This is a genomic window from Enterococcus sp. DIV1368d (assembly GCF_050542975.1).
In the GTDB taxonomy this organism is placed as follows: Bacteria; Bacillota; Bacilli; order Lactobacillales; family Enterococcaceae; genus Enterococcus_D; species Enterococcus_D casseliflavus.
Map to the genome: position 1 here is coordinate 3,266,364 of NZ_CP172939.1, position 22,842 is coordinate 3,289,205.

A 22,842-nucleotide genomic window follows, 5' to 3' on the forward strand; every position below is an offset into this window, starting at 1 on the left:
TCACTTTGATCGATCAAGCTGCAACATCACTGCTACACTTCTTTCGGTACATAAAAACTCCGATTGTCCATGCCAAAAATTCGGTCTGTGTATTGACCAGGTTCTGTCAGGCGGATCGAGGTCAGCATCATTTGCATGGAAGCATCCAAATTATCGATCTGATGGAGGATCTCCGCTTCCATTATGCGGGGCCGAACAGGTGACCCATATTCTAATAAACCATGGTGGGCTAAGACCATATGCCGCAAAACAACGATGTCTTCTTGTTTGTCATCAAATTTCAAAGCAATACAGGCTTGCGTGATTTCTTCATCCACTAAGACCAAATGCCCTACTAGATTCCCCGCTAAGGTATATTCTGTCGTCATGGGACCTGTCAACTCGATCACTTTTCCTAAATCATGTAAAATAATGCCCGCATACAGCAGTGACGCATTTAATTCAGGGTATTCTTTGACGATCGCTTTTCCTAAGCGCAGCATAGTTGTCGTATGATACGCCAATCCACTGGCGAAGGCATGGTGATTGCGCTTCGCAGCTGGAAAATCAAAGAATTCCTTTTTATACTTGTTCAACAAGAAACGGACGATGCGATTCCAGTGAGGATTTGTGATCTCAAACAAGGTTTGACTGATTTCTTCTTCCATCTCTTCTTTTCGCAAGGGCGCTTTTTCCATGTATTGGCTTGGTTCGTGGGGTTCTTCCGGCTTCGCTAAACGCAAATGCATGATTTTGACTTGCGGATTGCCTTGGTAAACTTCTCGTTTCCCATCTAGTAGTACCACTTTCCCGGGTTCAAAACGGGCGATTTCTTCATCTGATGCATCCCAAAACTTTCCATCGATCGTGCCAGATGTATCCTGAAACGTGAAGGCAATAAACTTTTTGCCGTTTTTCGCGATCCGTACATCGGCATTTTTGATCAGTAAGAAAAGTTGAAACGTTTCATCAACAGTTAATTCACGAATTTTTTTCATGGGCTTATTTGGCCGATCAGCCAAATCTTTCACTTCCTTTACTCAGATCCTGGATAGGCTGCTGGTACTTCTGATAATAGCTTACCATTTCTTGGTCAGAAGACAAACAAATTACTTGATAACTTTGTCCAAACTCTTTTAATAGTGCTGCGAAGCGTTCCTTACGAACACTGTCATAATGCAACCAACCATCATCAATAATGATCGGGCACAACGGGTGATTTTTTTGCAGCGCTAGATAACCGAAACGTAACGCCATGATCAACTGATCCTTCGTTCCTGTGGACAAGTCAATGATCGAAAAGGTCTCGCTGGCATTTGCCGCTACTAACAGACCATTTTCCAGAAGAATCTTTTGATAACGTCCGTTTGAAAGCTGTTCAAAATAAGTCGAAGCGGCTGACAATAGCTGCGGCAATTGCTGTTCTGACAATTCAGTCGTGACATCCGTCAAAATTGAAGCCGCCAACTGACGACTGCCCCATGCCACAGCGAGTTCTTCAATGACCGCCTTCAGCTCACTTTCTTCTTGATAAAGCTGATTCAAGGTGCCGTTTTTTTGACTGGCTGCTGCTTCTAATTCCAAGCGCTGTTTGTGCTCCGTCAACTGCTGCATTTGTGCCTGAAGCTGTGTTTGCTGCTGCTTGATCTGGTCTTTTTGCTGCAGCAATTCTGCTTGTGTGACTGGTTTGGGATAGATCGGTGTTAACATCCCCGCCAATTCTTCTGCTCGCTGCTGCGTGCGCTGCGCTGCTTCCCATTGCTTCAACCAGAGGCTGATTTCTGCAGGGTGATCTAACCCTTGCTGCTGCAAGAGCGCACTGGCTTGGGCAAACAGCTGGTCGCGTTCGTTGCGGGTACGGGTCAATTGTTGGGCCAGTAACGTGCTAGGTTGTTGCAACCGCGAAAGCTTGATCGTTTGCATCTCTTCATGAAACTTCTGCAACATCGCCGCTTTTTCTAACAAGGTTTTGTTTTGCAGCGGCAGCCACTCCGCATACGGGCGGAATTGCTCCTCAAAGGGGGCCAATTCTTCCGTGACCGCTTGCCGTTCTTGATAGGCTTGCTTGCGCTGCTGCGAGTAGGCTTGATAGCTAGCAACATCTTCATCATAGGCCAATAGATACGACTGCCAGTTTTCCACCGGCAAATCACCAAAAAAGGGTGTCAACGCTTGGTGGGCACGGCTGATCTGCTGTTGCTTTTGCTGCTGTTCATTTTCCAGCTGTGCCAACTCTTCGCCCAGTAGATCCAACTGCATGAGGACCGTCTGCCATTCTTGCTTGATGCCTTGCTGCTTGTTTGGTGCTGCTTTCATCAGCGGCAAAATACTGCCGGTGATCGCTGCGATCCCCGCACCTAATGCAAGCCAGCGCCACGGACTTGGCAAAAAGATACCGATCACTGCGACTAGCCCACCGACGATCCCTAGCGGCCATAGTGGGCGAGAAACGGGCTTGCGGCCAATCAATTGAGGATGCTGCTGTTCTAAGCGGGCCGCGGTGTCTTGCAAAGGTTGCGCTTTTTCTTCTAAATGCCTCATGCGCTTTTCGAGCTCTTCTAACTGCACACGTTCTTGCAGTAAACGTGTGGTTTGTTCATGGATCGAAGCCGTTACTAGCGGCGGCGATTCTCTGCTCCACTGGCGCTTTTCAATCAAGCGATTCAACTCTGTGATGGCGACAGTTTCTTGTTGATTGGCTGCTGCTTCACGATCTGCCAAACGCGCCATCGTCACTTGCTGCTGCAGCAAGTGATTGATCTGATGCTCGTGATCAAGGTAAAAGAAATACTTGTCTGATTCTTTTCCTTGCTCCAACTGATCTAATTCGGCTTCTTTTTTGCGAATTTCTTCCGTCAGCTGCTGATACTGCTGATAAAACTGTTTGATGGCTTGGACTTGCTGAGGATCGGCTAGCGTATCTGCTGGTGCCATTTGCTGCCACTCTTCATAAAGGCCCCAGTGACTCAGCTGTTGCTGATTTTCCTGATAAGCGTCATTCAATGCTTGATACTGGTGCCGCAAGTCTTGGATCTGTTCTTGCAGCTGGGCGATCTGCTGATACTGCTGTTGGATGCGGCTTTCTTCGCTTTCTTTTTCCGCAATCGTTTTTTGCAGTTTTTCTAATTGTTTTAACGCTTGATTCAAAGGCAGCTTTTGCCCTCGTGGCTTGTATTGCTGCTGATTGATGGTTTCATATTGCGCCACTTGCTGCAGCATTTTTTGACTGCCGCTGATCCCTAGAGAAATCAACGCTTGGTGCAGCTCATTTTCTTCTAGCTTATCGATCTGGGTCAATTGCTCTTGCTGAAAAGTAAAGACATCGAAGAACAATGCTCGATTGAGGGGCTGCAGGTGTTGTGCCAGCCATTGCTCATCGACCGTCTGGCCAGCGACATGGACTTTGGCACGACCACGGTCCACTTGCCGATAGCGTTCCACGATCACTTCGCCGAAGGGTTCCAGCGCCAACCATAACTTGCCACCGTAAGCAGCACCGTTTTTGGGGGTATAGTCTTTTTTCTTGGCTGTCTTTTTCGGAAAGCCAAACAAAATGGCGGCAATAAATTGATACAACGTCGATTTTCCGATCTCGTTGTGCCCAAAGAGCAGCTGATTTTGCGGATGAAAGGCAAAGCTTTGTTCATGGTATTTCCCAAAACCGGTAATCTCTGCTTTTAAAATTCTCATGACTGCTCCTCCCATTGAAAGTCGTCTTTCAACAATTGCTTGGCTTGCTGCAAGACTTCTTCTTGAAATGATTCATGGGTGATCCCCCGCTGGATCAGCGGATGCTGCAATAGATCCGACAGTCGGTCCGCAAACATCTCTGGTGACTCATACATCGCTAAAAACTGCAGCATATAATCTTCTGATACCGCCAATGCGATCTTGTCTTCATTGGCTTGCTCGACTTCAAGGGCATAGATCACTTGCAGCGGCTCTGTTTGTGCCAACCGTTCATTGAGGTAGGTCAGCCATTCATTTTTTTCCGCAGCTGGAAACCAATCTGGCGGCAGCTGCTGCACATCGGTCAACACCAGATGCAGCAAGCGCGAACGAGGGCTTTTTAAGCGCTCAATGATCGCTGGCAATACGGCATTCGAGGCAGTCACATCCGCTAAGGAGACCACTTGCTTTTGCCAAGCGATCTCTGCGATCTCCAAGCGCTCGATCGTTGGTCCCTGCGGTGATAAGTCTGCCAAAATCACCCCAGTCGCCTGTTCTTTCTTGGTCTTTCCTTGAGGTGTGCCGGGATAGAGAATCGGTGGCTGCTCTGAGAGCGTCTTAGGTACATGGATGTGCCCCAAGCCCCAATAATCATAGCCTTTTTGCTTCATTTCACTGATTGAAAAGGGGGCATACCGTTCACCAGCTTGGTCCCCGTGGTAAAGCCCAATATGGTAATCCACCGCTGCTCTTGCAGGAAATTCTGTTACTTTATTTTCAGTGATCCAAGGATGTTGGTAGCTAAATCCACTGATTGCATAGGTTTCACCGTTTTTCGTTGTTCCTTGAACCGTTTGAACTTCTTCTGATGAAAAGAGAATGACGTTTTCTGGAAAAGCAAACCAATACCGTTGCGGATCATAATAATCATGGTTGCCGAAAATCATATAGACAGGGATCTGTGCTTCCCCTAGTCGTTGCAGTTGGGCAAAAAAGTCATGCTGCACTTTTAGACTCGGCCGTGCTTGATGGAATGTATCCCCAGCCAGCAAAACAAAATCGACCGCTTTTTCTAAGGCAACATCCACCAAATTACGGATGATTTTTTGATTGATGGCAGGGAGTTGGGTCTTCACTTTTTCAGATAACAAATGAACCCCTTCAAATGACCGGTCGATATGCAGGTCTGCACTATGTAAAAATCGCATTTCTTTCTCCCTCCTTAATGCTTCTATCATAACATTTCTCAGGCATTTCGTCAGCAAAATACGAAAATTTGTTCGCCTTTCTCATAAAAAAAACCAAAGAAGCGATTTTGAAACTTCTTTGGAAAAGGCTCTTGCAGTTGCAGCCGATTGCTCTGAAGATTCACTTGCTTCTTTGGTCTTTGTTTGTTGGCGATTACGCTTCGTATAGATCTCTTACAGGACCCATGATGATGCGGTTCAAGTCATTGGCTACTAAGCTGAAGGCTTGCTCTTTTTGCATCAAGTCAGAAACAATGCCGTCTTGTTGAATTTTTTGCGATAATTCTTGGGCTTTTTGCGCTTCTTCTTCTGTCATTTCTTCGCCAGCCATCATTTTTTGTTGCAGGCTTTGTTGCAACTCTTGAAACTCTTTGAATAACGCATACGCTTCTTCATTTGCTTTCAAGCGGTCGAAAGAACCTTTCAAATCTTGAAACTGTTCTGACTCGCGTAATTCACGTTCTAATTGGTTTGCTGTATCATAAATATTTGCCATTTTGACGCCTCCTCTTTTTTTCTAGTATACCATTCTTCTCAGGTTCTAGACTAGCAGTTGCCTAATTCCTTTAATTTCCGCTGATGGAATTCCATAAGCCGCCAAACAGTTCTTTCGTTCCTTCTTTGATCTTGCTGCCGAATTCCTTCATGCCTTCTTTGGCGCTTTCGGCAAAGTCATCGATGGTTTTCTGCCAATCATTGCCATTTTGTGACGTACTGCTCTCAGGATCTGGTACTTCATCGGCCGCCATCAGTTTTCCGCCTGTCCAATAAGCGTCTGCAACTTGGAATTGGGTGCCTTGACTATAAGGCAGTAAGCTTTCGGCCTCTGCTTTGAATATTTTCCCAACGACTTGCCCACTGGTTCCTGTTAAGTAATGATCTTCACTCACATGCTCAAATCCTAACCAAGTTGAAAGAACCATATCAGGAGTATAGCCGACGATCCATTGGTCATTGACCTTAGAAGCATCAAAGTTGGTCTCTGTCGTACCCGTCTTACCGGCGATCGTAAAGCCGTACGGACTGGCACTAACACCCGTCCCGTTAGAGAAGGTGCCCAGCATCATGCTCGTCATTTTATCAGCGGTCTCTTTAGAAATCACCCGTTTGCCTTGCACAGACGTATTGTCAACGATCACGGCACCAGTAGAATCAACGATTTTGGTGATCAAATGCGGTTTGTAGTAATACCCGCCATTTGCGAAAACGCCATACGCTGCTGCCATCGTCATTGGAGATTCCCCTTTTTCCAAACCACCTAATGCTAAGCCATAATATTTGTCGGATTCGGTCAAGGAAAGTCCAAACTCTTGTGCTTTGCTGTACCCACGATCTAAGCCGATCTCATGCAACAGCCAAACTGCTGGCAGATTCAGGCTTTGGGCGAGGGCTTGATACATGACTGCTTCGCCAGCATAGGTCCCATCAAAGTTTTGAGCATCATAAAAATCGAGGGGCTCGTCTTTCAGGATACTATCGGGTTCAAACCCAGCTTCTAGGGCAGGGGCGAAGACGCTGATCGGTTTGATCGTGGAGCCTGGTGAACGTTTCATTTGCGTGGCAAAATTAAAGCCTCTAAAGACGTGCTCGCCACGACGACCCACCACCGCTTGCACCCCACCGGTATTCGGATCAAGTGCGACAGAGCCTGATTGCACCATCGTGCCATCAGCGGCATTTTCAGGGAACAAGGCATCGTTTTTATAGGCAGCTTCCATTTGCGCTTGGTAGTTTTGATCCAGTGCTGTATAGATCTTGTAGCCGCGATTCATGACATCATCGGCGTCCAACCCATAGGATTCAGCTTCATCGATGACCGCATCGAAATAATAAGGATACTTATAGCCAGATTCTGAATTGCCAAATCCATCATACAGTAAATTGGCTAAGGCAACTTGTGATTCTTGGTCAGCAACGGACTGGTCCAACTTGCCGTTATCCACCATCAAACTCAAGACGGTATCGCGACGGTTCGTGGCGTTTTCCAGATTGTCGATCGGGTTATAGATCGAAGGACCTTTGAGCATCCCCACCAACGTCGCAGCTTCTCCCACGCTTAGTTCAGAAGCATTGACACCGAAATATTTTAGCGAGGCATCTTGAATGCCCCAAACCCCGTTACCGAAATAGGAACTGTTCAAATACATTTCCAAAATCTCATCTTTGGAATATTTCTTCTCGATCTCGATCGCTAAGAAAAGCTCCTTGGCTTTTCGACTAAAGGTTTGATCCAAGGACAGATAGGCATTTTTGGCAAGCTGCTGGGTGATGGTACTTCCCCCACCGCCTTCGGCACTGCGGTTGACCAGCATGCGCAGGGCTGCCCGAGCGATCCCCTTGATATCAAACCCGTGGTGATTATAGAAGTTGCGGTCTTCGGTTGAGATCAAGGCGTTGACCACATCACTGGAGATGGCATCAAGAGAAACGTACGTGCCTTTTTGCGAGTACAACTGCCCTGCTTCATCACCATTGGCATCAAAAATCACCGTCGATTCTTTCAGACCTGACTCTAATTCACTGACTTTCGTATTTTTGGCAATATAAAATAAATACCCGCTCATGATTAAGATAGCAACTAAACTAAGTAAAATAAAAATTTTATTTACGTGGTATTTTTTCCAAACCCGCTTGCGCCATTGATGAAATTGCTGCAAATACGGTTTTAACCAGCGCCAAAAGGTCAGCCAACCGGTCTTTATTTTGTGAAGGATGTGTTTCCAATCCATTACTTCACGCTCCTTTGGTTAAGTGTAGCATAAATGACTTTCTTTGTTATACGGCTCTAGACGTAATTTCATTCGAAAAGAATGCTTTATTATTCTAGCATTGAATGCTCTGTTTTTTATTGTTTTTTTTATAAGAAAAGCTTAAAGATGCTATAATAGTCGATAGCGAACAGCAAAGAAAGGACGTTTTTATGGAATACACCATGACTTTACCCGAAAATCACCCGCCCATGCCGCTTCGCGAGTTGTTGGAACAAGAGTGGCTCGTCCCACGAAAAGTGCGCCATTTTCTGCGCACACGGAAAAATGTTACCGTCAATCAGCAGCCCGCGATGTTTCATCAAGAAGTTCGTGGCGGCGATCAAATCACTTTGATCATTGAAGACAGTGATTACAGCTATCAGCCGATCCAGTTAGGCCAAGCAGACAAAGTCGACGTACTTTTTGAAGATGAGCACTTATTGGTGCTGAACAAGCCTGCGGGGGTCAAGACGCACCCCAATCAGCCATTAGAAGCAGATACCCTATTGAATGATGCAGCTGCTTACCTTGCGCCGAAACAGCAGCAGCCTTATGTGGTCCATCGTCTAGACAAAGAAACCAGCGGTGTCGTTTTATTCGCAAAAAATCCTTTGGTGTTGCCGATCTTGGGTCGAATGTTGGAAAACAAACAGATTTTCCGCCGCTATCAAGCCACAGTTTGGGGTAAACTTACGCAAGATCAAACGATCGCCAAAAAAATCGGTCGTGACCGTCACGATCGTCGCAAGCGAATCATTGACCCCCGCAACGGTCAGTCAGCCGTCACCCATGTAACCATCGCCCACACCCAACAAAAGACGACCGATGTGTATTGTGTGTTAGATACGGGGAGGACCCACCAAATTCGCGTCCACCTTGCCAGTATCTGTCATCCAGTCGTCGGTGACACGCTTTACCAAAACAAACCAGCGCCGCGTTTGCTGCTGCATGGCTATGAATTGCATCTGGAGCATCCCTTTACCAAAGAACAGTTAGTGATCATCGCTCAACCGGGCTTGTGGTAAACAAAAAAAGCATGACGACTTGAGGAACCCCTCTTGTCAGTCATGCTTTTTGGTTTCAGATGTTTTTTTCAATGTTTCTACTCGGTGCTTCGGCTTATAGCGGTAAGTAAGCTGCTGGATCAACGAAATCTGACCACAACGTCTTACTCAATCCAAAGTGCAAATGGACGCCAGTCGAGTTTCCAGTCGTCCCCATCGTACCGACTTGCTCGCCGACTGCAACGGTTGCCCCCTTCGAGACACTGATAGTTGTTAAGTGAAAATAATACGAGTAAAAGCCGTTATCATGAGCCAAAATCACGTAATTCCCCGTGCTTGGACCATAACCAGCATCTTCTACCTGTCCATCACGAGCGGCGACGATCTTCTCCCCCGCTTGACCTGTGAAGTCGATCCCGTCATGCTGCGTCCCTGAAAAACCAGTCGGGTCTGCTCGAGTACCAAAACCGCTGGAGATCGACACGGAGCCAGTGATTGGCAGTGAAAATTCACTGGCTGCCGCTTTCTCCGCTGCTTCTTTGGCTTTTTGTTTCGCTTCTTCAGCTGCTTTTGCTTCTTGCTCCACTTTTTCTTGTAGGTCTTGCACTTGGGCTTGCGTCTGCTGCAGCTGCTCTTGTTGGGACTGCAATTCTTTTTTGGCTGTTGCTAATTGTTCTTCGCTATGTACTAATTGGGCTTGCGTCAAGGTTTGGTACGAAGTGATTCGTTGTTGTTCGGCTTCTTTTTCCGCCAATTGTTGGTTCACTTCCCGTAAAGCCGCTTGTTGTTCACTAAACTTGCGTAGTTGTTGGATCGTGGCTTGTGGTCCGTCGACTACCAGGCTGCTTGGCGCTTGGCTTTCTTGATGCTGGGCTTTTTGGTCATTCAGAGCAGCGATCTGCGTTTGAACTTCCTGGCTTTCTTGTGCTAATTGGGTTAATTCTTCCTGATAATCCGCTAATTGACTTTCCAGCGCTGTGACTTTCTGTTGGCTAGTGGTGACTTCCTCTTCATACGTGGCAAGTTCTGCAGTCAAAACCGTCAGTTCCTCAGTGCTCTTCGTTTCAGCAGCATAACTGACAGCTGGCTGGAAAAGCGGCAACGTAAGGGCGAGCAATAAAAAAATCTTTTTCTTCAATGAGGCAACTCCTTCTTTTTTTTAGTAGCTTGGCTACTTTAACATGCTTATTCATGAAAAAAAAGAGGGTTTTTCCAACAGTTTAAAGTCTATTGTTGCAAATTTTCATGTAAATTACCTATAAAACGGGCTTTTTTTACAAATATTGCAGCCAAATAACAACTTTCATAAGAATTTCTTTAGCTCGCCAACCGCCTTATCCTCGCTCTTGCAGCTTCGCCAATTCCTCAGACGTTAATTCCCGATACTCGCCTAATGCCAAATCATCTGGCAGGGACAGGCCTCCCATGCGAATCCGTTTCAAATAAACGACTTCTTTTCCTACTGCATGGACCATCCGTTTGACTTGATGAAACTTGCCTTCATGGAGGATCAGTTTGATTTCGCTGCGCGTTTCTTCTTCATCGACGTTGAGGATCTGCAGTTCAGCCGGCAAGGTCCACTCGCCGTCTAATTTGATGCCTTTGGCAAAGGTTTTTTGATCCTCCGCTGTCATGATTCCCTCGACTTGGGCATAATATTCTTTTTCCACATGCTTCTTAGGCGACAATAATTGATGCGCCAATCCGCCATCGTTCGTAATCAGCAAAAAGCCTTCGGTGTCTTTATCCAACCGTCCTACTGGAAACAAATCTTCGCGAAACGCTTCTTCAGAAAACAAATCTAAGACCGTCTCTTCATAGGAATCGACAGTTGCCGAAATCACGCCGGCGGGTTTATTCAGCAAATAATAAAACTGGCTTTGATAGACGATGGGTTCCCCCTCAAAACAAACGGTATCTTGTGTTTCTAGTACTTGCGCTTTGTCACTCTTGATGACTTGTCCATTGACGGTCACGAGACCTTTTTTGATCAACTGTTTCACTTCTTTGCGGGAGCCATAACCCATATCCGCTAAAAACTTGTCTAAACGCATCGGTTTCTTCCTTTCATATAAAACAGCCGCCAAGGTCTCGCAAAGGAGGCTCAGCGGCTGCTTCTAGTTTTATTTGATGTGTAATTTCTGGCGTAAACGAACCATTGATGAGCCGAGTAATTTTTCAGCTAAACGCAATTTCAGCGCAATGTAGATGTATACACTGCCGCCGACTCCTGCTACTAGCAAGCTCAAGATAAAGGCTTGGACTTTTCTTTCAGAGCTCAAGACAAGCCCAAAGAGTTGGCGAGCGATCAACGCTGCGATCACCATAATGATCGTCATCGCCCCAATCAATAATGTCCGTCGCAACGTTAAGTTTACATTGAAATGGCCTTTGCGAATCATTTTGCGAATATTTAACCAGCAGACGATCCCTAAGGCAATCGTGGTAGAAACCAATGGACCGTAGACTTGGAACAAACGAATCGCTGGATACTGCAAGATCACTTTCACCAGTAATCCTACAAAGAAGAAAACAACCGCTTCTTTGTTGTGGTACATCCCTTGCAGCATACTCGAACTAAGCATAAACAAGCCCAAGACCAGACCAGACAGACAGGCAGCGACTAAGACGCTCGCCCCTAACGCATCTGGACGATAAAACAAGGTGTATAGAGGATAAGACAGTACGATCATCCCAAAAGTCGCTGGAAACATTACAAAGGAATACAATTGCAAGTTGTTGCTGATCAATTTGGCTAAGTTCTTTTTGTCTTTTTTGGCGACTGCTTCACTGATCAAAGGCAGTCCCGTTGAAGCCATGGAAGTAGCTAATCCGATAACCACCATCGTCAGCTTATCAGGGTTGCTGCCGAAAATCGCCATTAGTTCTAAGAGCTGATCATTTGAAAATTCGGTAAAACTGCTCATCATTCGAACAAAGGTGTACTGATCCACCAATTTTAAAATCGTGATCCCTGAGCCTACGATAATAAAAGGGATCGCTTCTTTGATGGTCGCTAAAACCAATTCTTTGGTTTGCAGCACCGTTTCTTCTTTGCTCATATCGACTAAAACATCCATTCGCACCCGCTGCTTTTGGAAGTAATAGCCTAATACCAAAATGCTGGCTAAGACACCGATAAAGGCGGCAAAGGTCGATTGCGTCACGGCTGCCGTGTATTCGCCTTCGATGACCCGCATAATGATGAAGGTCGCCAAAAGCATATAACAGACACGAGCGATTTGTTCAACGACTTGCGAGATCGCAAAAGGTTTCATGTCTTGGTTTCCTTGGAAATACCCTCGCATGACACTCATACAAGGAAAAACCAATAAAGCAATACTCAATGAGCGCATCGCAGGAATCAATTCTGCGCCTCCGCCTGAAGCCGTTGCCAACCATGGGGCTGCCAAATACATGATTCCAGCGGTCACCACGCCAAAACCTGCCATCAATTGAAACGCTCTTAAAAAGAGCTTCTGGCTCGTGCGGTATTCTTGGCGAGAATTGTAAAAAGAAATCTGTTTGGCAATTGCTGAAGGGATCCCCGCAGTGGAGATCATTAAAAATAAGGCGTAAACATTATAGCCCATTCCAAACAACGCATTTGCTTTATCCGCATTTGCGCCCATCCAATAATACCAGGGTAAAATGTAAATGGCGCCAAGCAAACGTGAGCCGATATTTCCCATCGTCATCCAAGCAGATCCTTGAGCCATTTTTTCTTGTGTAGTTAATTCTTTTGACACTGAACGCATGTGTTTATCCATCGCCATTATCTCCAACTTTCTACAAACATATCCCTTCCATTTTAATTCGAAAAAGGGTTGGTCGCAATCTATTTTTGCAACATCTTAAAGTTTCTTCAAAATAAGGAGAAAAAAAAGAAAACTTTTCCCTCCCAAACGGCGGTTTTTAGGAGTTATGCTATAATAAGAGAAATCTTTAGAGGAATGAAGGAGAACAACGATGCAAAAGGAACTCATTACCGTGCCACAGATCCGCAAGCTCTTATTGCAGGAAAACCTATTGAAAGAAATCATCACCCCCACTGATTGGGTTTATACCGTGCCGCAAGAAATGACTGATCTTGCCTTTACCTCATTAAGCTACGACTCGCGAACAGCCGATGCGGCGACGCTTTTTTTCTGTAAAGGGGCTTCTTTTAAAGAAAGCTACCTGGCTGCCGCCATTGACCAAGGGATTCAGTGCTACATTTCAGAAACGCCCTATGACAACTTTGCAACTTATGGAATCATCGTCACCGACATTCGAGAAACGATGGCAGTGATCGCTCAAGCGTTTTATGGCCATCCTCAAGAACAGTTGGTGACCATCGGCATCACGGGAACAAAAGGCAAAACCAGCTGCGCCTATTTTGCTCGGGCGATTTTAGCAGAATCGACGGGTCAAAAAGTAGCATTCTTTTCATCTGAGGAAAACTCAGTCGACGGAAAAACCTTTAATGAAGCAGTGTTGACGACCCCCGAAACACTGGATCTTTATAAGATGATGGCCGAGGCTGTCGCAAACGGCATGACCCATCTTGTGATGGAGGTTTCTTCCCAAGCCTATAAAACCAAACGGGTCGCCGGTATTACCTTTGATATTGGCGCGTTCTTGAATATTTCGCCTGATCACATTGGACCAGTGGAACATCCAACTTATGATGATTACCTTTACTGCAAACGGGAACTGATCCGCAACAGCAAACAGATGATTTTAAATCGCCAAAGCGATCACTACCACTTGCTGCGAGAAACTTGTGAAGTCCATCAAGTTCCTTATATCACCTACGGACGTTCAGACGCCGATTATGTCGTCCAAGAAGGGGCAGATCTAAAAGGCTTTGCGCTGTCAGCTGCTTCTGATGTCTTGCAAGTCTCTGGTGAATATCAACTGGGGATCTTAGGTTCTTTCAACCATGAGAACGCCGCAGCGGCGATTTTAGCTGCCTGCTTAGCGGGTGCCTCTCGTGAAGACGCTCAGAAAGTCCTGCCGACAGTGATCATCCCTGGACGAATGATCGTTTTAGAAAAAGAAAATGGCGCAGTCATGATCGTTGACTATGCCCACAATTACCTTAGCTTCCAATCATTAAGTGAACTTGCCCGCCAATTGCGCCCAGAAGGCCGCCTGCTTTTTGTCACTGGCAGTGCTGGCGGCAAAGCCCAATCTCGCCGAGCAGATATGGGACGAGCGCTAGGAGAATATGCGGACAAAGTCTACCTGACCAGCGATGATCCTGATTTTGAAGAAGCATCCGCAATCGCAAAAGAAATCGCAGCTGCGATCACCAATCCTGAAGTTGCCATCATTCATGAGATGGATCGGGCTCAAGCCGTCAAATCAGCGATTGCTGATGCAGACAGTAAGGATATCGTGATTATTGCGGGCAAAGGCGCCGAACAATACTTGAAAGTCGCTGGAAAAAAAGTCCCTTACATCGGTGACTTGACCTTAGCGCAGCAGCAAGCCAAACACCAATAGCAACAAGTTGCCTCAACAAAAAAACTTTCAGATGATTTAACAGATCATCTGAAAGTTTTTTTTTCTGCGTGACTAAGGTTGTTCGTCTTCGTAAGTCTCATAGACATAGGGTGCGCCATCATAACGGAATTCTGTTGAAATGGCGGCGTCAAGGTCTTCGGTAAACATTCGTTTGCTGAAAGGAAACAAAAAGACTTGCCCTTCTTTGGCATCTTCGGCTGCTAAACGGTAAAACAGCTCTTCTTCTGTTAATTGTTGATTCAACTGTTCCAAGACATCGGCAGTGACTGCCTCTTCCTCATAGCCAGGTTTGGCAATCCGTGCATAATCTTCAAAAAAAGCCGACTGGCCTTCAAATGATTGATACTCCATGTAAGTCCCCTCTTTCTTTTCTCTTACTTTATTATACGAGAGTCCGTGAGGATCAGCGAATAATATGATCGGTCTTCAGGGGAATTTTTACTCTTCTGGTGCTTAAATATGTCAGAAACATTTCAAGTGTATTACGAATCAATTATTTGACAAAATCAGATTGAACACGCATCCAAATTTTGTATAATGATACATAGAGACTATAAAAGGGGCAAATGTAATGAACAACGCAAAGAAAAAAATTTTCGTCGGTACTGGTGCTGCAATTGGTTTTGTCGCAATCGTTGCTATGATGGCTCAGTTCATGATTTCCAATCATCTATTTGGCGGAAGTGATGCTTCATCAGAAATTTTCACTCGCGCTACGTATCCAAACGGCTTTCTACTAGTGATCTTGATTCCATTGGTCGCAACAGCCGCTTTGTTCTATGGGATCATTCGCAAAAAATAACAAAAAAGTGTTGCTGAGAACCACTCAGTAACACTTTTTTTCTTTGTCGTCACCAAAAAGCTGCCTAACAGACCCTCGATCTGCTAGGCAGCTATTTTTTAGCGTTTAGTTTGCAACGATATTGACCAATTTGTTCGGTACGACGATCACTTTACGGATCGTTTTTCCTTGGAGCTGTTCTTGGACAAGTTCGTTTTCTTGCGCCAATTGTTCAAGCACTGCTTTTTCGGCATCCGCTGGCACCATTGCTTTGGCGCGAACTTTGCCGTTGACTTGAAAGACGACTTCGATCTCGTCTTCCACTAGGGCACTTTCGTCATAGGTTGGCCATGGCACATAAGAGATCCCATGGTCATTCCCGAGGATCGACCATAGCTCTTCCCCGATATGCGGTGCGATCGGAGCCAATAGCTGCACAAATCCTTCGACATATTCGTAAGGCAAAGCATCGGCTTTGTACGCTTCATTGACAAAGACCATCAATTGGGAAATCGCCGTATTGAAGTGCAGCTGCTCAAAATCTTCCGTCACTTTCTTAACGGTTTGATGGTAAACTTTCGACAATTTGCCATCGTTGAATGTCGTGATGCGGTCACGCATTTTGCCATTTTCATCGACGATCAAGCGCCACACACGATCCAAGAATTTACGACTGCCTTCAAGACCATTCTCATTCCAAGCGATCGATGCATCCAATGGTCCCATAAACATTTCATATAGACGCAAAGTATCCGCACCGTATTGATTGATGACATCATCTGGATTAACGACGTTGCCGCGGGATTTTGACATTTTTTCATTGTTTTCCCCAAGGATCATCCCTTGGTTGAACAATTTTTCAAATGGTTCTTTCGTTGGCACGACACCGATATCATACAAGAATTTATGCCAGAAGCGAGCATAAAGCAAGTGCAAGACAGCGTGCTCTGCGCCACCGATATAAATATCGACTGGCATCCAGCGTTTCAATTTGTCGTAGTCTGCCAAAACAGACTTATTATGAGGATCGATAAAGCGCAAGAAATACCATGAGCTTCCAGCCCATTGCGGCATCGTATTGGTTTCACGACGTCCTTTTTTCCCGGTTTCAGGGTCGGTGACATTGACCCAATCTGTGACATTGGCTAATGGCGATTCACCAGTACCGCTTGGTTTGATATTGTCGGTTTTTGGCAAACGCAACGGCAGCTGATCTTCAGGAAGCGTCGTAGTCGTACCATCTTCCCAATGGATGATTGGGATTGGCTCTCCCCAATACCGTTGGCGAGAGAACAACCAATCGCGAAGACGATAGCTGACTTCTTTTTTCCCAACGTGGTTTTCTTCCAACCATGCGACCATTTTTTCGATGGCTGTCTCTTTGTCTAGCCCATCCAAAAAGTCTGAATTGATATGCAGTCCATCTTCGGTATAGGCAGATTCTTCCACGTTGCCCCCTGCCAATACAGGAATGATCTCTAAGCCAAATGTTTTGGCAAATTCGTGGTCACGTTCGTCATGGGCAGGAACCGCCATGATCGCACCTGTTCCATAAGAAGCCAAAACATAATCGGCGATCCAAATCGGGATCTCTTTACCATTCACGGGATTGATGGCATAGGCACCTGTGAAGACACCAGTTTTTTCTTTGGCCAAATCTGTTCGGTTCAAATCAGATTTTTTCGACGCTTCTTCTACATAGGCATCAATGGCTGCTTTTTGTTCTGGTGTAGTGATTTGGGCCACTAGCTCATGTTCTGGCGCCAATACGGCGTAGGTCGCACCAAACAAGGTATCTGGGCGAGTCGTAAAGACGGTAAAGTCTTTTTCCATCCCTGCCACTTTAAACGTAACGTTGGCTCCGACCGAACGTCCGATCCAATTGCGCTGCATTTCTTTGATGCTTTCTGGCCAATCAACTTCTTCTAAATCGTCCAACAAACGATCAGCATACGCTGTGATTTTCAGCATCCATTGGCGCATCGGTTTGCGGATCACATCGTAGCCGCCCCGTTCGCTTTTGCCGTCAATGACTTCTTCATTGGCGATCACGGTCCCAAGCTCTGGTACCCAGTTTACTGGAACTTCGGCTTCATAAGCTAACCCTTTTTCATAAAGCTTGGTAAAGATCCATTGCGTCCACTTGTAGTACTCGGGATCTGTCGTATTGATTTCACGATTCCAGTCATAGCTGAATCCTAGCGCATTGATTTGACGGCGGAAGGTCTCAATATTTTTCTTCGTGAATTCCGCTGGATCATTTCCAGTGTCTAATGCATATTGTTCGGCAGGCAGACCAAAGGCATCCCAGCCCATTGGGTGCAGTACATTGTACCCTTGGCTGCGTTTGAAGCGGCTCAAGATATCCGTAGCTGTATAGCCTTCTGGATGTCCGACATGTAATCCTTGTCCAGATGGATATGGGAACATATCTAGCGCATAAAATTTTGGTTTGTCCGGCTCATCATGGGTGTTGAATTCATTTTTCTTTGCCCAATATTTTTGCCATTTTTTTTCGATTTCTTTGTGATTGTAATTCACGATGGACTCCTCCTAAAAAATTGGTGTTTTGCTCGTCAAATCAACCAGCAAAACTTAAAAAAAGTCCTATAAAAATCGCTATGATTTTTATAGGACGTTATCAACGTGGTACCACCTAAGTTTATCTGCTCCTCAAAAAAGCAGACCTCGATGTTTTAACGGCCATCGCCGTATCTGCCTAGCCAAATCAGGTTCAGTCAGATATCACTCGAAGACGAGTTCGAAAGGTGTGCTGTGCATTTCCACCAACCATGCACTCTCTAAAAGTCCCACCGTACTTCTACTATTCCTTCTCAAACGTGAAAGTTTCTTTGCACTTATCCTAACAAAAATCATTAGGAATAGCAATCTATTTTACCCTAACTGTTTGTCCTGGGTAAATAAAGTTATTTTGAATATTGTTCCATTGGATAAATTGATCCGTCGTGATGCCGAACTTATCTGCGATCCCCCAAACAGAATCCCCCGATGCGACCTTGTAGGTACCATTTGTCGCTGAAGTGCTGGTAGTAGCTGCCGTGCCGCCTTGCTTGACGACCACCTTTTGTCCTGGATAGATAAAATCATTTTTGATGTTGTTCCAGCTGCGGAATTGGTCCATCGAAATCCCGTGTTTATTGGCAACTGACCAGACTGAATCACCAGAAGCCACCGTATAGGTGTTGCCTGCAGCACTGCTGCTGGTTTGGCTGCTGACGGTCGTGCTCGTCGTTGTACTTGTACGGGTAGAACTACCGCTGACAACCACCTTTTGACCTGGATAAACATAGTCATTTTTAATATTGTTCAAGCTGCGGAACTGATCCATCGAGATGCCATGCTTGTTAGCGATCGACCAGACTGAATCGCCAGCTGCCACCGTGTAGGTGCCGCCACTGCTTTGGCTAGCCGTTGATGCCGTGCTGACGGTCGTAGTACTGCTGGTATTCGTAGACGAACCACCGCTAACGACAACTTTTTGCCCTGGATAGACAAAATCATTTTTGATGTTGTTCAAACTGCGAAATTGATCCATCGAAATGCCATGCTTATTGGCGATCGACCAAACGGAATCACCAGAAACTACGGTGTAGGTATTGCCTGATGTAGTTGCTGAAGCATTGCGATTGACGATCGATACCGTTGAAGTTGCCGAAGTACTTTGGGCGCTGCCGTTGACTTTCAAGGTTTGTCCTGGATAAACAAAATCGTTTTTGATATTGTTCAAACTGCGCAACTGATCCATGGAGATGCCATGTTTGTTGGCGATCGACCAGACCGAATCGCCCGAAGTGACTGTATAGGTTTGACTGCCGCTCGTGCTGACAGCTGATGTCGTGGTCGTCGTACTCGTTGAAGCACTGGCTGTGGCGCCTCCACCGGCATTGCCAGAAGCTGGCGTGTCATATTTCGTTAACCCAAATTGCTGGATCACGGCATTCAGTGAAGAGGCATAGTTTGGTGCAGTCGCATAACGGCCTGCTAGCCATGCGGTTGCATCAAGATATGAAGTCGTATTGCTTTTCCAAGCGCCAGAATAATACGCGACACCGCTTTGTAAAGAAGTTGAGCGTAAAGTACGTGCGTTATCTTCAAATGATTGCGTGTAAGATGGGTAACGCTTAAAGGGTTCATTCATAGTCAACCATTGGTTGTTCAAATATTCTAAGGTACTCATATAAACGGTTTGACCGTTATAGCTGCCTTTGATTCCGAATAGATTGTAATTCGGTGCTTTTGATAAGCTGCTTCGGCCCCAACCACTTTCTAAAATGGCTTGCGCGATCATCACAGAAGCATATAGATCGTTGGCGTTTGCCACAGGTTGGGCGTACGTAGCGATTTCAGCAATAAACGCGGAAGTATTCGGCGCGGCAAAATTGCTAGTAGAAACTTGGGCGATCGAGGTCTCTACGGCTTCTGCTTGAACCGATGACACCAATGGAGCTACAACAGAGCAAGCAGTCAGTGTTGTTCCTAAAACAACTGCACTTTTTTTGATCACTCGATACTTATCGCCCGATTGGTCTGCTTGACGATGTACTTTTCTTGATTGACTCGTGTTCATGTCCGTTATTCCTCCGTTTTTTCCTTATAGTGAACGTAGGTTTAGTATACAATTTCTTAAGAATTTATAAAAGGTATTTGAGCCGATTTCAGAAACTGTAAACTCTTTGTAATCAAACGAACATTTATTGCAATGAAGCAATTGGCCTGCTCCCGATAAACGTATCGCTTGCTCAGACGAGTAACACCTTGCTCGTTCCGCGCTTTTTCCGACTTGTGATAAATGCTATAATACCTTCTAGATGTCTCTTTGACTTAATGACAATAATTGACAGAAATTCTCTAGAAACGAGGCTTATCCATGCATAAAAAACTTTATTTTCAATTTGCGGGCAGTTGCTTTTTACTGCTGTTCGTTTTTCTCGGCTATGTCGTGAAATTTTACCCTACTTGGTTGGTCTCCTTTGACGAAACCTTGACTCGCATCATCCGCAGCGGCTACCCGTTTTGGACACCGTTTTTTCTATGGGTCACAAAATTTGCGAATCCTACCACGATCATCTTGCTCTTTCTCGCTGTTTTAGCTGTCTTAGTGATCAACAAGTATTATGCTGAAGCTATATGGCTCAGTATTGGTACCATCGGGATTGCTGGGCTCTTTAATCCATTGATCAAACTGGTCTTTTTACGGGAGCGCCCAACTCTTGAACACTTAGTCACGGAATCAAGTTTCAGTTTCCCCAGTGGACACTCGACGGGCAGTATGATTTTTTATGGAACCTTGCTCTTCTTGGTCCCAGTTTTCTTCAAGCAGCCTTTTTGGCAATGGGGCATCCGCCTTTTGCTGGGCCTTTTGATTGGCTGCATCGGCATCAGCCGTATTTATGTTGGTGTGCATTTTCCCAGTGATGTGTTAGGCGGTTTTTGTGTTGGCCTGTCTTGGCTGCTGTTGACCTATCCGTACTACTTGCAAAAACGCTTTGTCTGGCGCTTCACGCGTAAACAATTATAAAAGAAGGTAAAAAAATGAATCCATTTCCTTATGCAGAAGATAAAAACAAACGATACCATTCGTGGAACTTTGCTTTGCGGCAAGAATTTGGCGAAAAAATCTTTAAAGTCCCCATCGATGCGGGCTTCGACTGCCCCAATCGTGACGGCACCGTTGCCAAAGGCGGCTGTACATTTTGCAGTGTGTCCGGTTCTGGCGATATGATCGTAGCTCCTGAAGCCCCACTGCCAGAGCAGTTTGAAAAAGAGATCGCCATGATGCACAAAAAGTGGCCGCAAGTGGACAAATACATTGTCTATTTTCAAAACTTTACGAACACCCACGCACCGGTGGCAGTGATCCGCGAACGCTTCGAGCAAGTGCTGACACTACCTGGTGTTGTCGGGATCTCCGTTGGGACCCGACCAGACTGCTTACCAGAAGATGTCGTTGACTATCTAGCAGAGCTCAATCAACGCTTTTATTTATGGGTCGAATTAGGACTGCAAACGACGTTTGAAACCACGAGCAATGCCATCAACCGCGCCCATGATTATCAAACTTACTTAGACGGCGTCGCCAGCCTGCGCAAACACAATATTCGTGTCTGTACCCATTTGATCAATGGCCTGCCAGGCGAGACGATCGAGATGATGCAAGAAAATGTCCGCCGCACCATTCAAGATTCTGATATCCAAGGCATCAAACTGCACCTGCTGCATTTGATGCGCAATACTCGGATGCTGCGGGATTATCATGAAGGACGTTTGCAATTGATGCGGCGCGATACCTATGTGTCATTGATCTGCGATCAGTTAGAAATGATCCCCCCAGAGATCATCATTCATCGCCTGACAGGCGATGCACCATGGGATTCTCTGGTAGGTCCAATGTGGAGTTTGAAAAAATGGGAAGTCTTGAATGAGATCGATCAAGAAATGCTGCGCCGCAACTCCTATCAAGGAAAATTCAACGTGCGAAAGGAGCCTGTCAATGCTGCCGACCGCCATGCGCTATAGCCACACCCTTTTAAAAGAAGTTCTGCAGCCGGGACAAACCGCTGTTGATGCCACGATGGGCAACGGCTTCGACACGGAATTATTGGCTTCCTTAGTTGGCCCGACTGGTCAGGTGTTTGCTTTTGATATTCAAGAACAAGCCCTGCAAGCTACCAAAAAGCGTTTGGCTGAAAAAGAGCTGTTGGCACAAGTCCAGCTGATCCATCAAGGCCATGAGACGTTGGCAGAGGTTGTGAGTGGTCCGGTTCACGCCGCCATTTTCAATTTAGGCTACTTGCCGCAAGGGGACAAAGCGATCATCACGCTGCCTGATACAACGAAAACGGCTTTAGAAGCTTTACTGACACGTTTAGCCCCGAAAGGTAGAATCATCCTCGTCTGCTATTATGGACACGCTGGCGGCGAAGCAGAGCTGAAAGAAGTACACTCCTTTTGTCAGCAGCTGCCGCAAGAGAAGTTCAATGTCCTTTCCTATCAATTTATCAATCAGCGCAACCAACCGCCGATCTTATTTTGTATCGAACGAAAAAACCATCAGTCCTCGGCACGTTAAGGTGTCGATCGACTGATGGTTTTTTTATTCACTAAAAAGCCATTGCAGGACTCGTTGGATCCATTGATCCCAGAAATTCCAATCATGATCCCCAGTTCCCGATTCAAACGTTACGGCTAGTTTGCGCTTTTGCAGCTTATCCACCGCATATTCACTTGCCGGATACAGCTGATCCTCGGTTCCGCAGCTAATAAAAAAGCGCGGCGCTGTGCTTGGATCGATGGTCTCAATCAGATGGATCAAATCATTTTCTGACCCTTTGAATTGCTCTAATGGTCCAAAAATTCCTTCCCAATAAGCTTGGCTTCGCAGCTGCAGCAAGGAATCCATGCTTTCAGCCAGCGCTAATGCCCCAGACAAAGACGCTACCGCCGCAAACTGGTCAGGCTTTCTCAGCCCGAGTTTTACTGCCCCATAGCCCCCCATCGAAAGCCCAGCCGCAAAAGTTTTTTCTCGTTTTTGCGTCAGCTGAGGAAACAGCTCATGGCAAATCTGTGGTAATTCTTCGGCGATAAAAGTCCAATACTTCATCTCATAGGTCGTATCGGTATACCAACCCAGATCAGTAGACGGCATGATGACCGCTAGTTGATACTCTGCGGCATACCGCTCGATCGACGTCCGTCGCTGCCAGACACTATGATTTCCGTTCATCCCATGCAACAAATAAAGCACCGGGAGATCTGTGCCCGTTGATTGGCTTTGCGTGCCGATTTTTTTCTTGGTACTTTGAGGCAAGATCACATCGATCATTACCTCCATTTCAAGAACATTTGAATAGATATTTGCTTGTAAAAAAGCCATACAATCA

General features: G+C 45.8%; 18 protein-coding genes and 1 other annotated feature. Of the genes, 6 read left to right on the top strand and 12 right to left on the bottom strand.

Features of this window, described 5'->3' with window-relative positions; all coding sequences use genetic code 11:
* Positions 1-32: 32 nt before the first annotated feature.
* The 5 genes from IGJ44_RS15395 to IGJ44_RS15415 form a co-directional block, all read right to left on the bottom strand.
* On the bottom strand, positions 33-977 hold the full coding sequence (locus IGJ44_RS15395) for a 3'-5' exoribonuclease YhaM family protein (RefSeq protein WP_026008117.1): 945 nt from the start codon (positions 975-977) through the stop codon (positions 33-35).
* A gap of 16 nt (positions 978-993) precedes the next feature.
* Positions 994-3,669, bottom strand: coding sequence for an AAA family ATPase (locus IGJ44_RS15400; protein ID WP_074536204.1), 2,676 nt, complete (start codon positions 3,667-3,669; stop codon positions 994-996).
* The gene (locus IGJ44_RS15405) at positions 3,666-4,856 is read right to left on the bottom strand and encodes a metallophosphoesterase family protein (protein ID WP_233619068.1); all 1,191 of its coding nucleotides are present in this window, start codon (positions 4,854-4,856) and stop codon (positions 3,666-3,668) included. Before IGJ44_RS15405 ends, IGJ44_RS15400 begins: the two co-directional genes overlap by 4 nt.
* Before the next feature lie 193 nt (positions 4,857-5,049).
* Positions 5,050-5,391, bottom strand: a complete 342-nt coding sequence (locus IGJ44_RS15410) for a YlbF family regulator (RefSeq protein ID WP_005227708.1) — start codon at positions 5,389-5,391, stop codon at positions 5,050-5,052.
* A 70-nt stretch (positions 5,392-5,461) separates the two neighbouring features.
* A complete protein-coding gene (locus IGJ44_RS15415; protein ID WP_005227705.1) occupies positions 5,462-7,624 on the bottom strand; it encodes a PBP1A family penicillin-binding protein in 2,163 nt (720 codons plus the stop codon).
* A 191-nt stretch (positions 7,625-7,815) separates the two neighbouring features.
* Here IGJ44_RS15415 and IGJ44_RS15420 point away from each other — a divergent pair, with 191 nt between their 5' ends.
* Positions 7,816-8,670 carry an RluA family pseudouridine synthase gene (locus tag IGJ44_RS15420; protein WP_167827324.1) on the top strand — a complete coding sequence of 285 codons (855 nt, stop codon included), beginning with the start codon at positions 7,816-7,818 and terminating at the stop codon, positions 8,668-8,670.
* Positions 8,671-8,764: 94 nt separating this feature from the next.
* Here IGJ44_RS15420 and IGJ44_RS15425 read toward each other — a convergent pair whose 3' ends face one another.
* The 3 genes from IGJ44_RS15425 to IGJ44_RS15435 form a co-directional block, all read right to left on the bottom strand.
* Positions 8,765-9,787: a M23 family metallopeptidase gene (locus IGJ44_RS15425; protein ID WP_074536210.1), complete on the bottom strand. Its 1,023-nt coding sequence runs from the start codon at positions 9,785-9,787 to the stop codon at positions 8,765-8,767.
* A gap of 196 nt (positions 9,788-9,983) precedes the next feature.
* Positions 9,984-10,703 (bottom strand): pseudouridine synthase, encoded by a 720-nt coding sequence (locus tag IGJ44_RS15430; RefSeq protein ID WP_074536212.1) that lies wholly within the window; start codon positions 10,701-10,703, stop codon positions 9,984-9,986.
* Between the two features lie 69 nt (positions 10,704-10,772).
* Positions 10,773-12,419 carry a putative polysaccharide biosynthesis protein gene (locus IGJ44_RS15435; protein ID WP_015510492.1) on the bottom strand — a complete coding sequence of 549 codons (1,647 nt, stop codon included), beginning with the start codon at positions 12,417-12,419 and terminating at the stop codon, positions 10,773-10,775.
* Between the two features lie 199 nt (positions 12,420-12,618).
* Here IGJ44_RS15435 and murE point away from each other — a divergent pair, with 199 nt between their 5' ends.
* Positions 12,619-14,139 (top strand): UDP-N-acetylmuramyl-tripeptide synthetase, encoded by a 1,521-nt coding sequence (gene murE / locus IGJ44_RS15440; protein ID WP_005227684.1) that lies wholly within the window; start codon positions 12,619-12,621, stop codon positions 14,137-14,139.
* 72 nt (positions 14,140-14,211) lie between these two features.
* Here the strand turns inward: murE and IGJ44_RS15445 are convergent, their stop codons facing one another.
* Complete coding sequence (locus IGJ44_RS15445; RefSeq protein WP_005227682.1) at positions 14,212-14,511, bottom strand: DUF5960 family protein; 300 nt, start codon at positions 14,509-14,511, stop codon at positions 14,212-14,214.
* Positions 14,512-14,731: 220 nt separating this feature from the next.
* On the opposite strand from IGJ44_RS15445, the gene IGJ44_RS15450 reads away from it, so the two are divergent.
* A complete protein-coding gene (locus IGJ44_RS15450; protein ID WP_005227680.1) occupies positions 14,732-14,962 on the top strand; it encodes a hypothetical protein in 231 nt (76 codons plus the stop codon).
* Positions 14,963-15,067: 105 nt separating this feature from the next.
* Here the strand turns inward: IGJ44_RS15450 and leuS are convergent, their stop codons facing one another.
* Positions 15,068-17,482: a leucine--tRNA ligase gene (gene leuS / locus IGJ44_RS15455; RefSeq protein WP_010749009.1), complete on the bottom strand. Its 2,415-nt coding sequence runs from the start codon at positions 17,480-17,482 to the stop codon at positions 15,068-15,070.
* An 87-nt stretch (positions 17,483-17,569) separates the two neighbouring features.
* Positions 17,570-17,789: a binding site (T-box leader), on the bottom strand.
* Positions 17,790-17,831: 42 nt separating this feature from the next.
* Positions 17,832-19,529 (bottom strand): LysM peptidoglycan-binding domain-containing protein, encoded by a 1,698-nt coding sequence (locus IGJ44_RS15460; RefSeq protein WP_074536214.1) that lies wholly within the window; start codon positions 19,527-19,529, stop codon positions 17,832-17,834.
* Positions 19,530-19,829: 300 nt separating this feature from the next.
* Here IGJ44_RS15460 and IGJ44_RS15465 point away from each other — a divergent pair, with 300 nt between their 5' ends.
* Genes IGJ44_RS15465 through IGJ44_RS15475 form a run of 3 tightly spaced genes read left to right on the top strand, consistent with a single transcriptional unit; the run spans position 19,830 to position 22,031 of the window.
* Positions 19,830-20,480, top strand: a complete 651-nt coding sequence (locus IGJ44_RS15465; RefSeq protein WP_005227675.1) for a phosphatase PAP2 family protein — start codon at positions 19,830-19,832, stop codon at positions 20,478-20,480.
* Positions 20,481-20,494: 14 nt separating this feature from the next.
* Positions 20,495-21,478, top strand: a complete 984-nt coding sequence (locus IGJ44_RS15470; protein ID WP_005227674.1) for a TIGR01212 family radical SAM protein — start codon at positions 20,495-20,497, stop codon at positions 21,476-21,478.
* A complete protein-coding gene (locus IGJ44_RS15475; protein ID WP_034869022.1) occupies positions 21,453-22,031 on the top strand; it encodes a tRNA (mnm(5)s(2)U34)-methyltransferase in 579 nt (192 codons plus the stop codon). Before IGJ44_RS15470 ends, IGJ44_RS15475 begins: the two co-directional genes overlap by 26 nt.
* A gap of 24 nt (positions 22,032-22,055) precedes the next feature.
* Here the strand turns inward: IGJ44_RS15475 and IGJ44_RS15480 are convergent, their stop codons facing one another.
* On the bottom strand, positions 22,056-22,835 hold the full coding sequence (locus IGJ44_RS15480; RefSeq protein ID WP_005227672.1) for an alpha/beta hydrolase: 780 nt from the start codon (positions 22,833-22,835) through the stop codon (positions 22,056-22,058).
* Positions 22,836-22,842 lie beyond the last annotated feature (7 nt).

What these genes read in the sequence shown, in the direction of transcription:
- IGJ44_RS15395 (WP_026008117.1), bottom strand. Translation starts at nt 977, where the DNA reads ATGAAAAAAATTCGTGAATTAACTGTTGATGAAACGTTTCAACTTTTC.
- IGJ44_RS15400 (WP_074536204.1), bottom strand. Translation starts at nt 3,669, where the DNA reads ATGAGAATTTTAAAAGCAGAGATTACCGGTTTTGGGAAATACCATGAA.
- IGJ44_RS15405 (WP_233619068.1), bottom strand. Translation starts at nt 4,856, where the DNA reads ATGCGATTTTTACATAGTGCAGACCTGCATATCGACCGGTCATTTGAA.
- IGJ44_RS15410 (WP_005227708.1), bottom strand. Translation starts at nt 5,391, where the DNA reads ATGGCAAATATTTATGATACAGCAAACCAATTAGAACGTGAATTACGC.
- IGJ44_RS15415 (WP_005227705.1), bottom strand. Translation starts at nt 7,624, where the DNA reads ATGGATTGGAAACACATCCTTCACAAAATAAAGACCGGTTGGCTGACC.
- IGJ44_RS15420 (WP_167827324.1), top strand. Translation starts at nt 7,816, where the DNA reads ATGGAATACACCATGACTTTACCCGAAAATCACCCGCCCATGCCGCTT.
- IGJ44_RS15430 (WP_074536212.1), bottom strand. Translation starts at nt 10,703, where the DNA reads ATGCGTTTAGACAAGTTTTTAGCGGATATGGGTTATGGCTCCCGCAAA.
- IGJ44_RS15435 (WP_015510492.1), bottom strand. Translation starts at nt 12,419, where the DNA reads ATGGATAAACACATGCGTTCAGTGTCAAAAGAATTAACTACACAAGAA.
- murE (WP_005227684.1), top strand. Translation starts at nt 12,619, where the DNA reads ATGCAAAAGGAACTCATTACCGTGCCACAGATCCGCAAGCTCTTATTG.
- IGJ44_RS15445 (WP_005227682.1), bottom strand. Translation starts at nt 14,511, where the DNA reads ATGGAGTATCAATCATTTGAAGGCCAGTCGGCTTTTTTTGAAGATTAT.
- IGJ44_RS15450 (WP_005227680.1), top strand. Translation starts at nt 14,732, where the DNA reads ATGAACAACGCAAAGAAAAAAATTTTCGTCGGTACTGGTGCTGCAATT.
- IGJ44_RS15460 (WP_074536214.1), bottom strand. Translation starts at nt 19,529, where the DNA reads ATGAACACGAGTCAATCAAGAAAAGTACATCGTCAAGCAGACCAATCG.
- IGJ44_RS15465 (WP_005227675.1), top strand. Translation starts at nt 19,830, where the DNA reads ATGCATAAAAAACTTTATTTTCAATTTGCGGGCAGTTGCTTTTTACTG.
- IGJ44_RS15470 (WP_005227674.1), top strand. Translation starts at nt 20,495, where the DNA reads ATGAATCCATTTCCTTATGCAGAAGATAAAAACAAACGATACCATTCG.
- IGJ44_RS15475 (WP_034869022.1), top strand. Translation starts at nt 21,453, where the DNA reads ATGCTGCCGACCGCCATGCGCTATAGCCACACCCTTTTAAAAGAAGTT.
- IGJ44_RS15480 (WP_005227672.1), bottom strand. Translation starts at nt 22,835, where the DNA reads ATGGCTTTTTTACAAGCAAATATCTATTCAAATGTTCTTGAAATGGAG.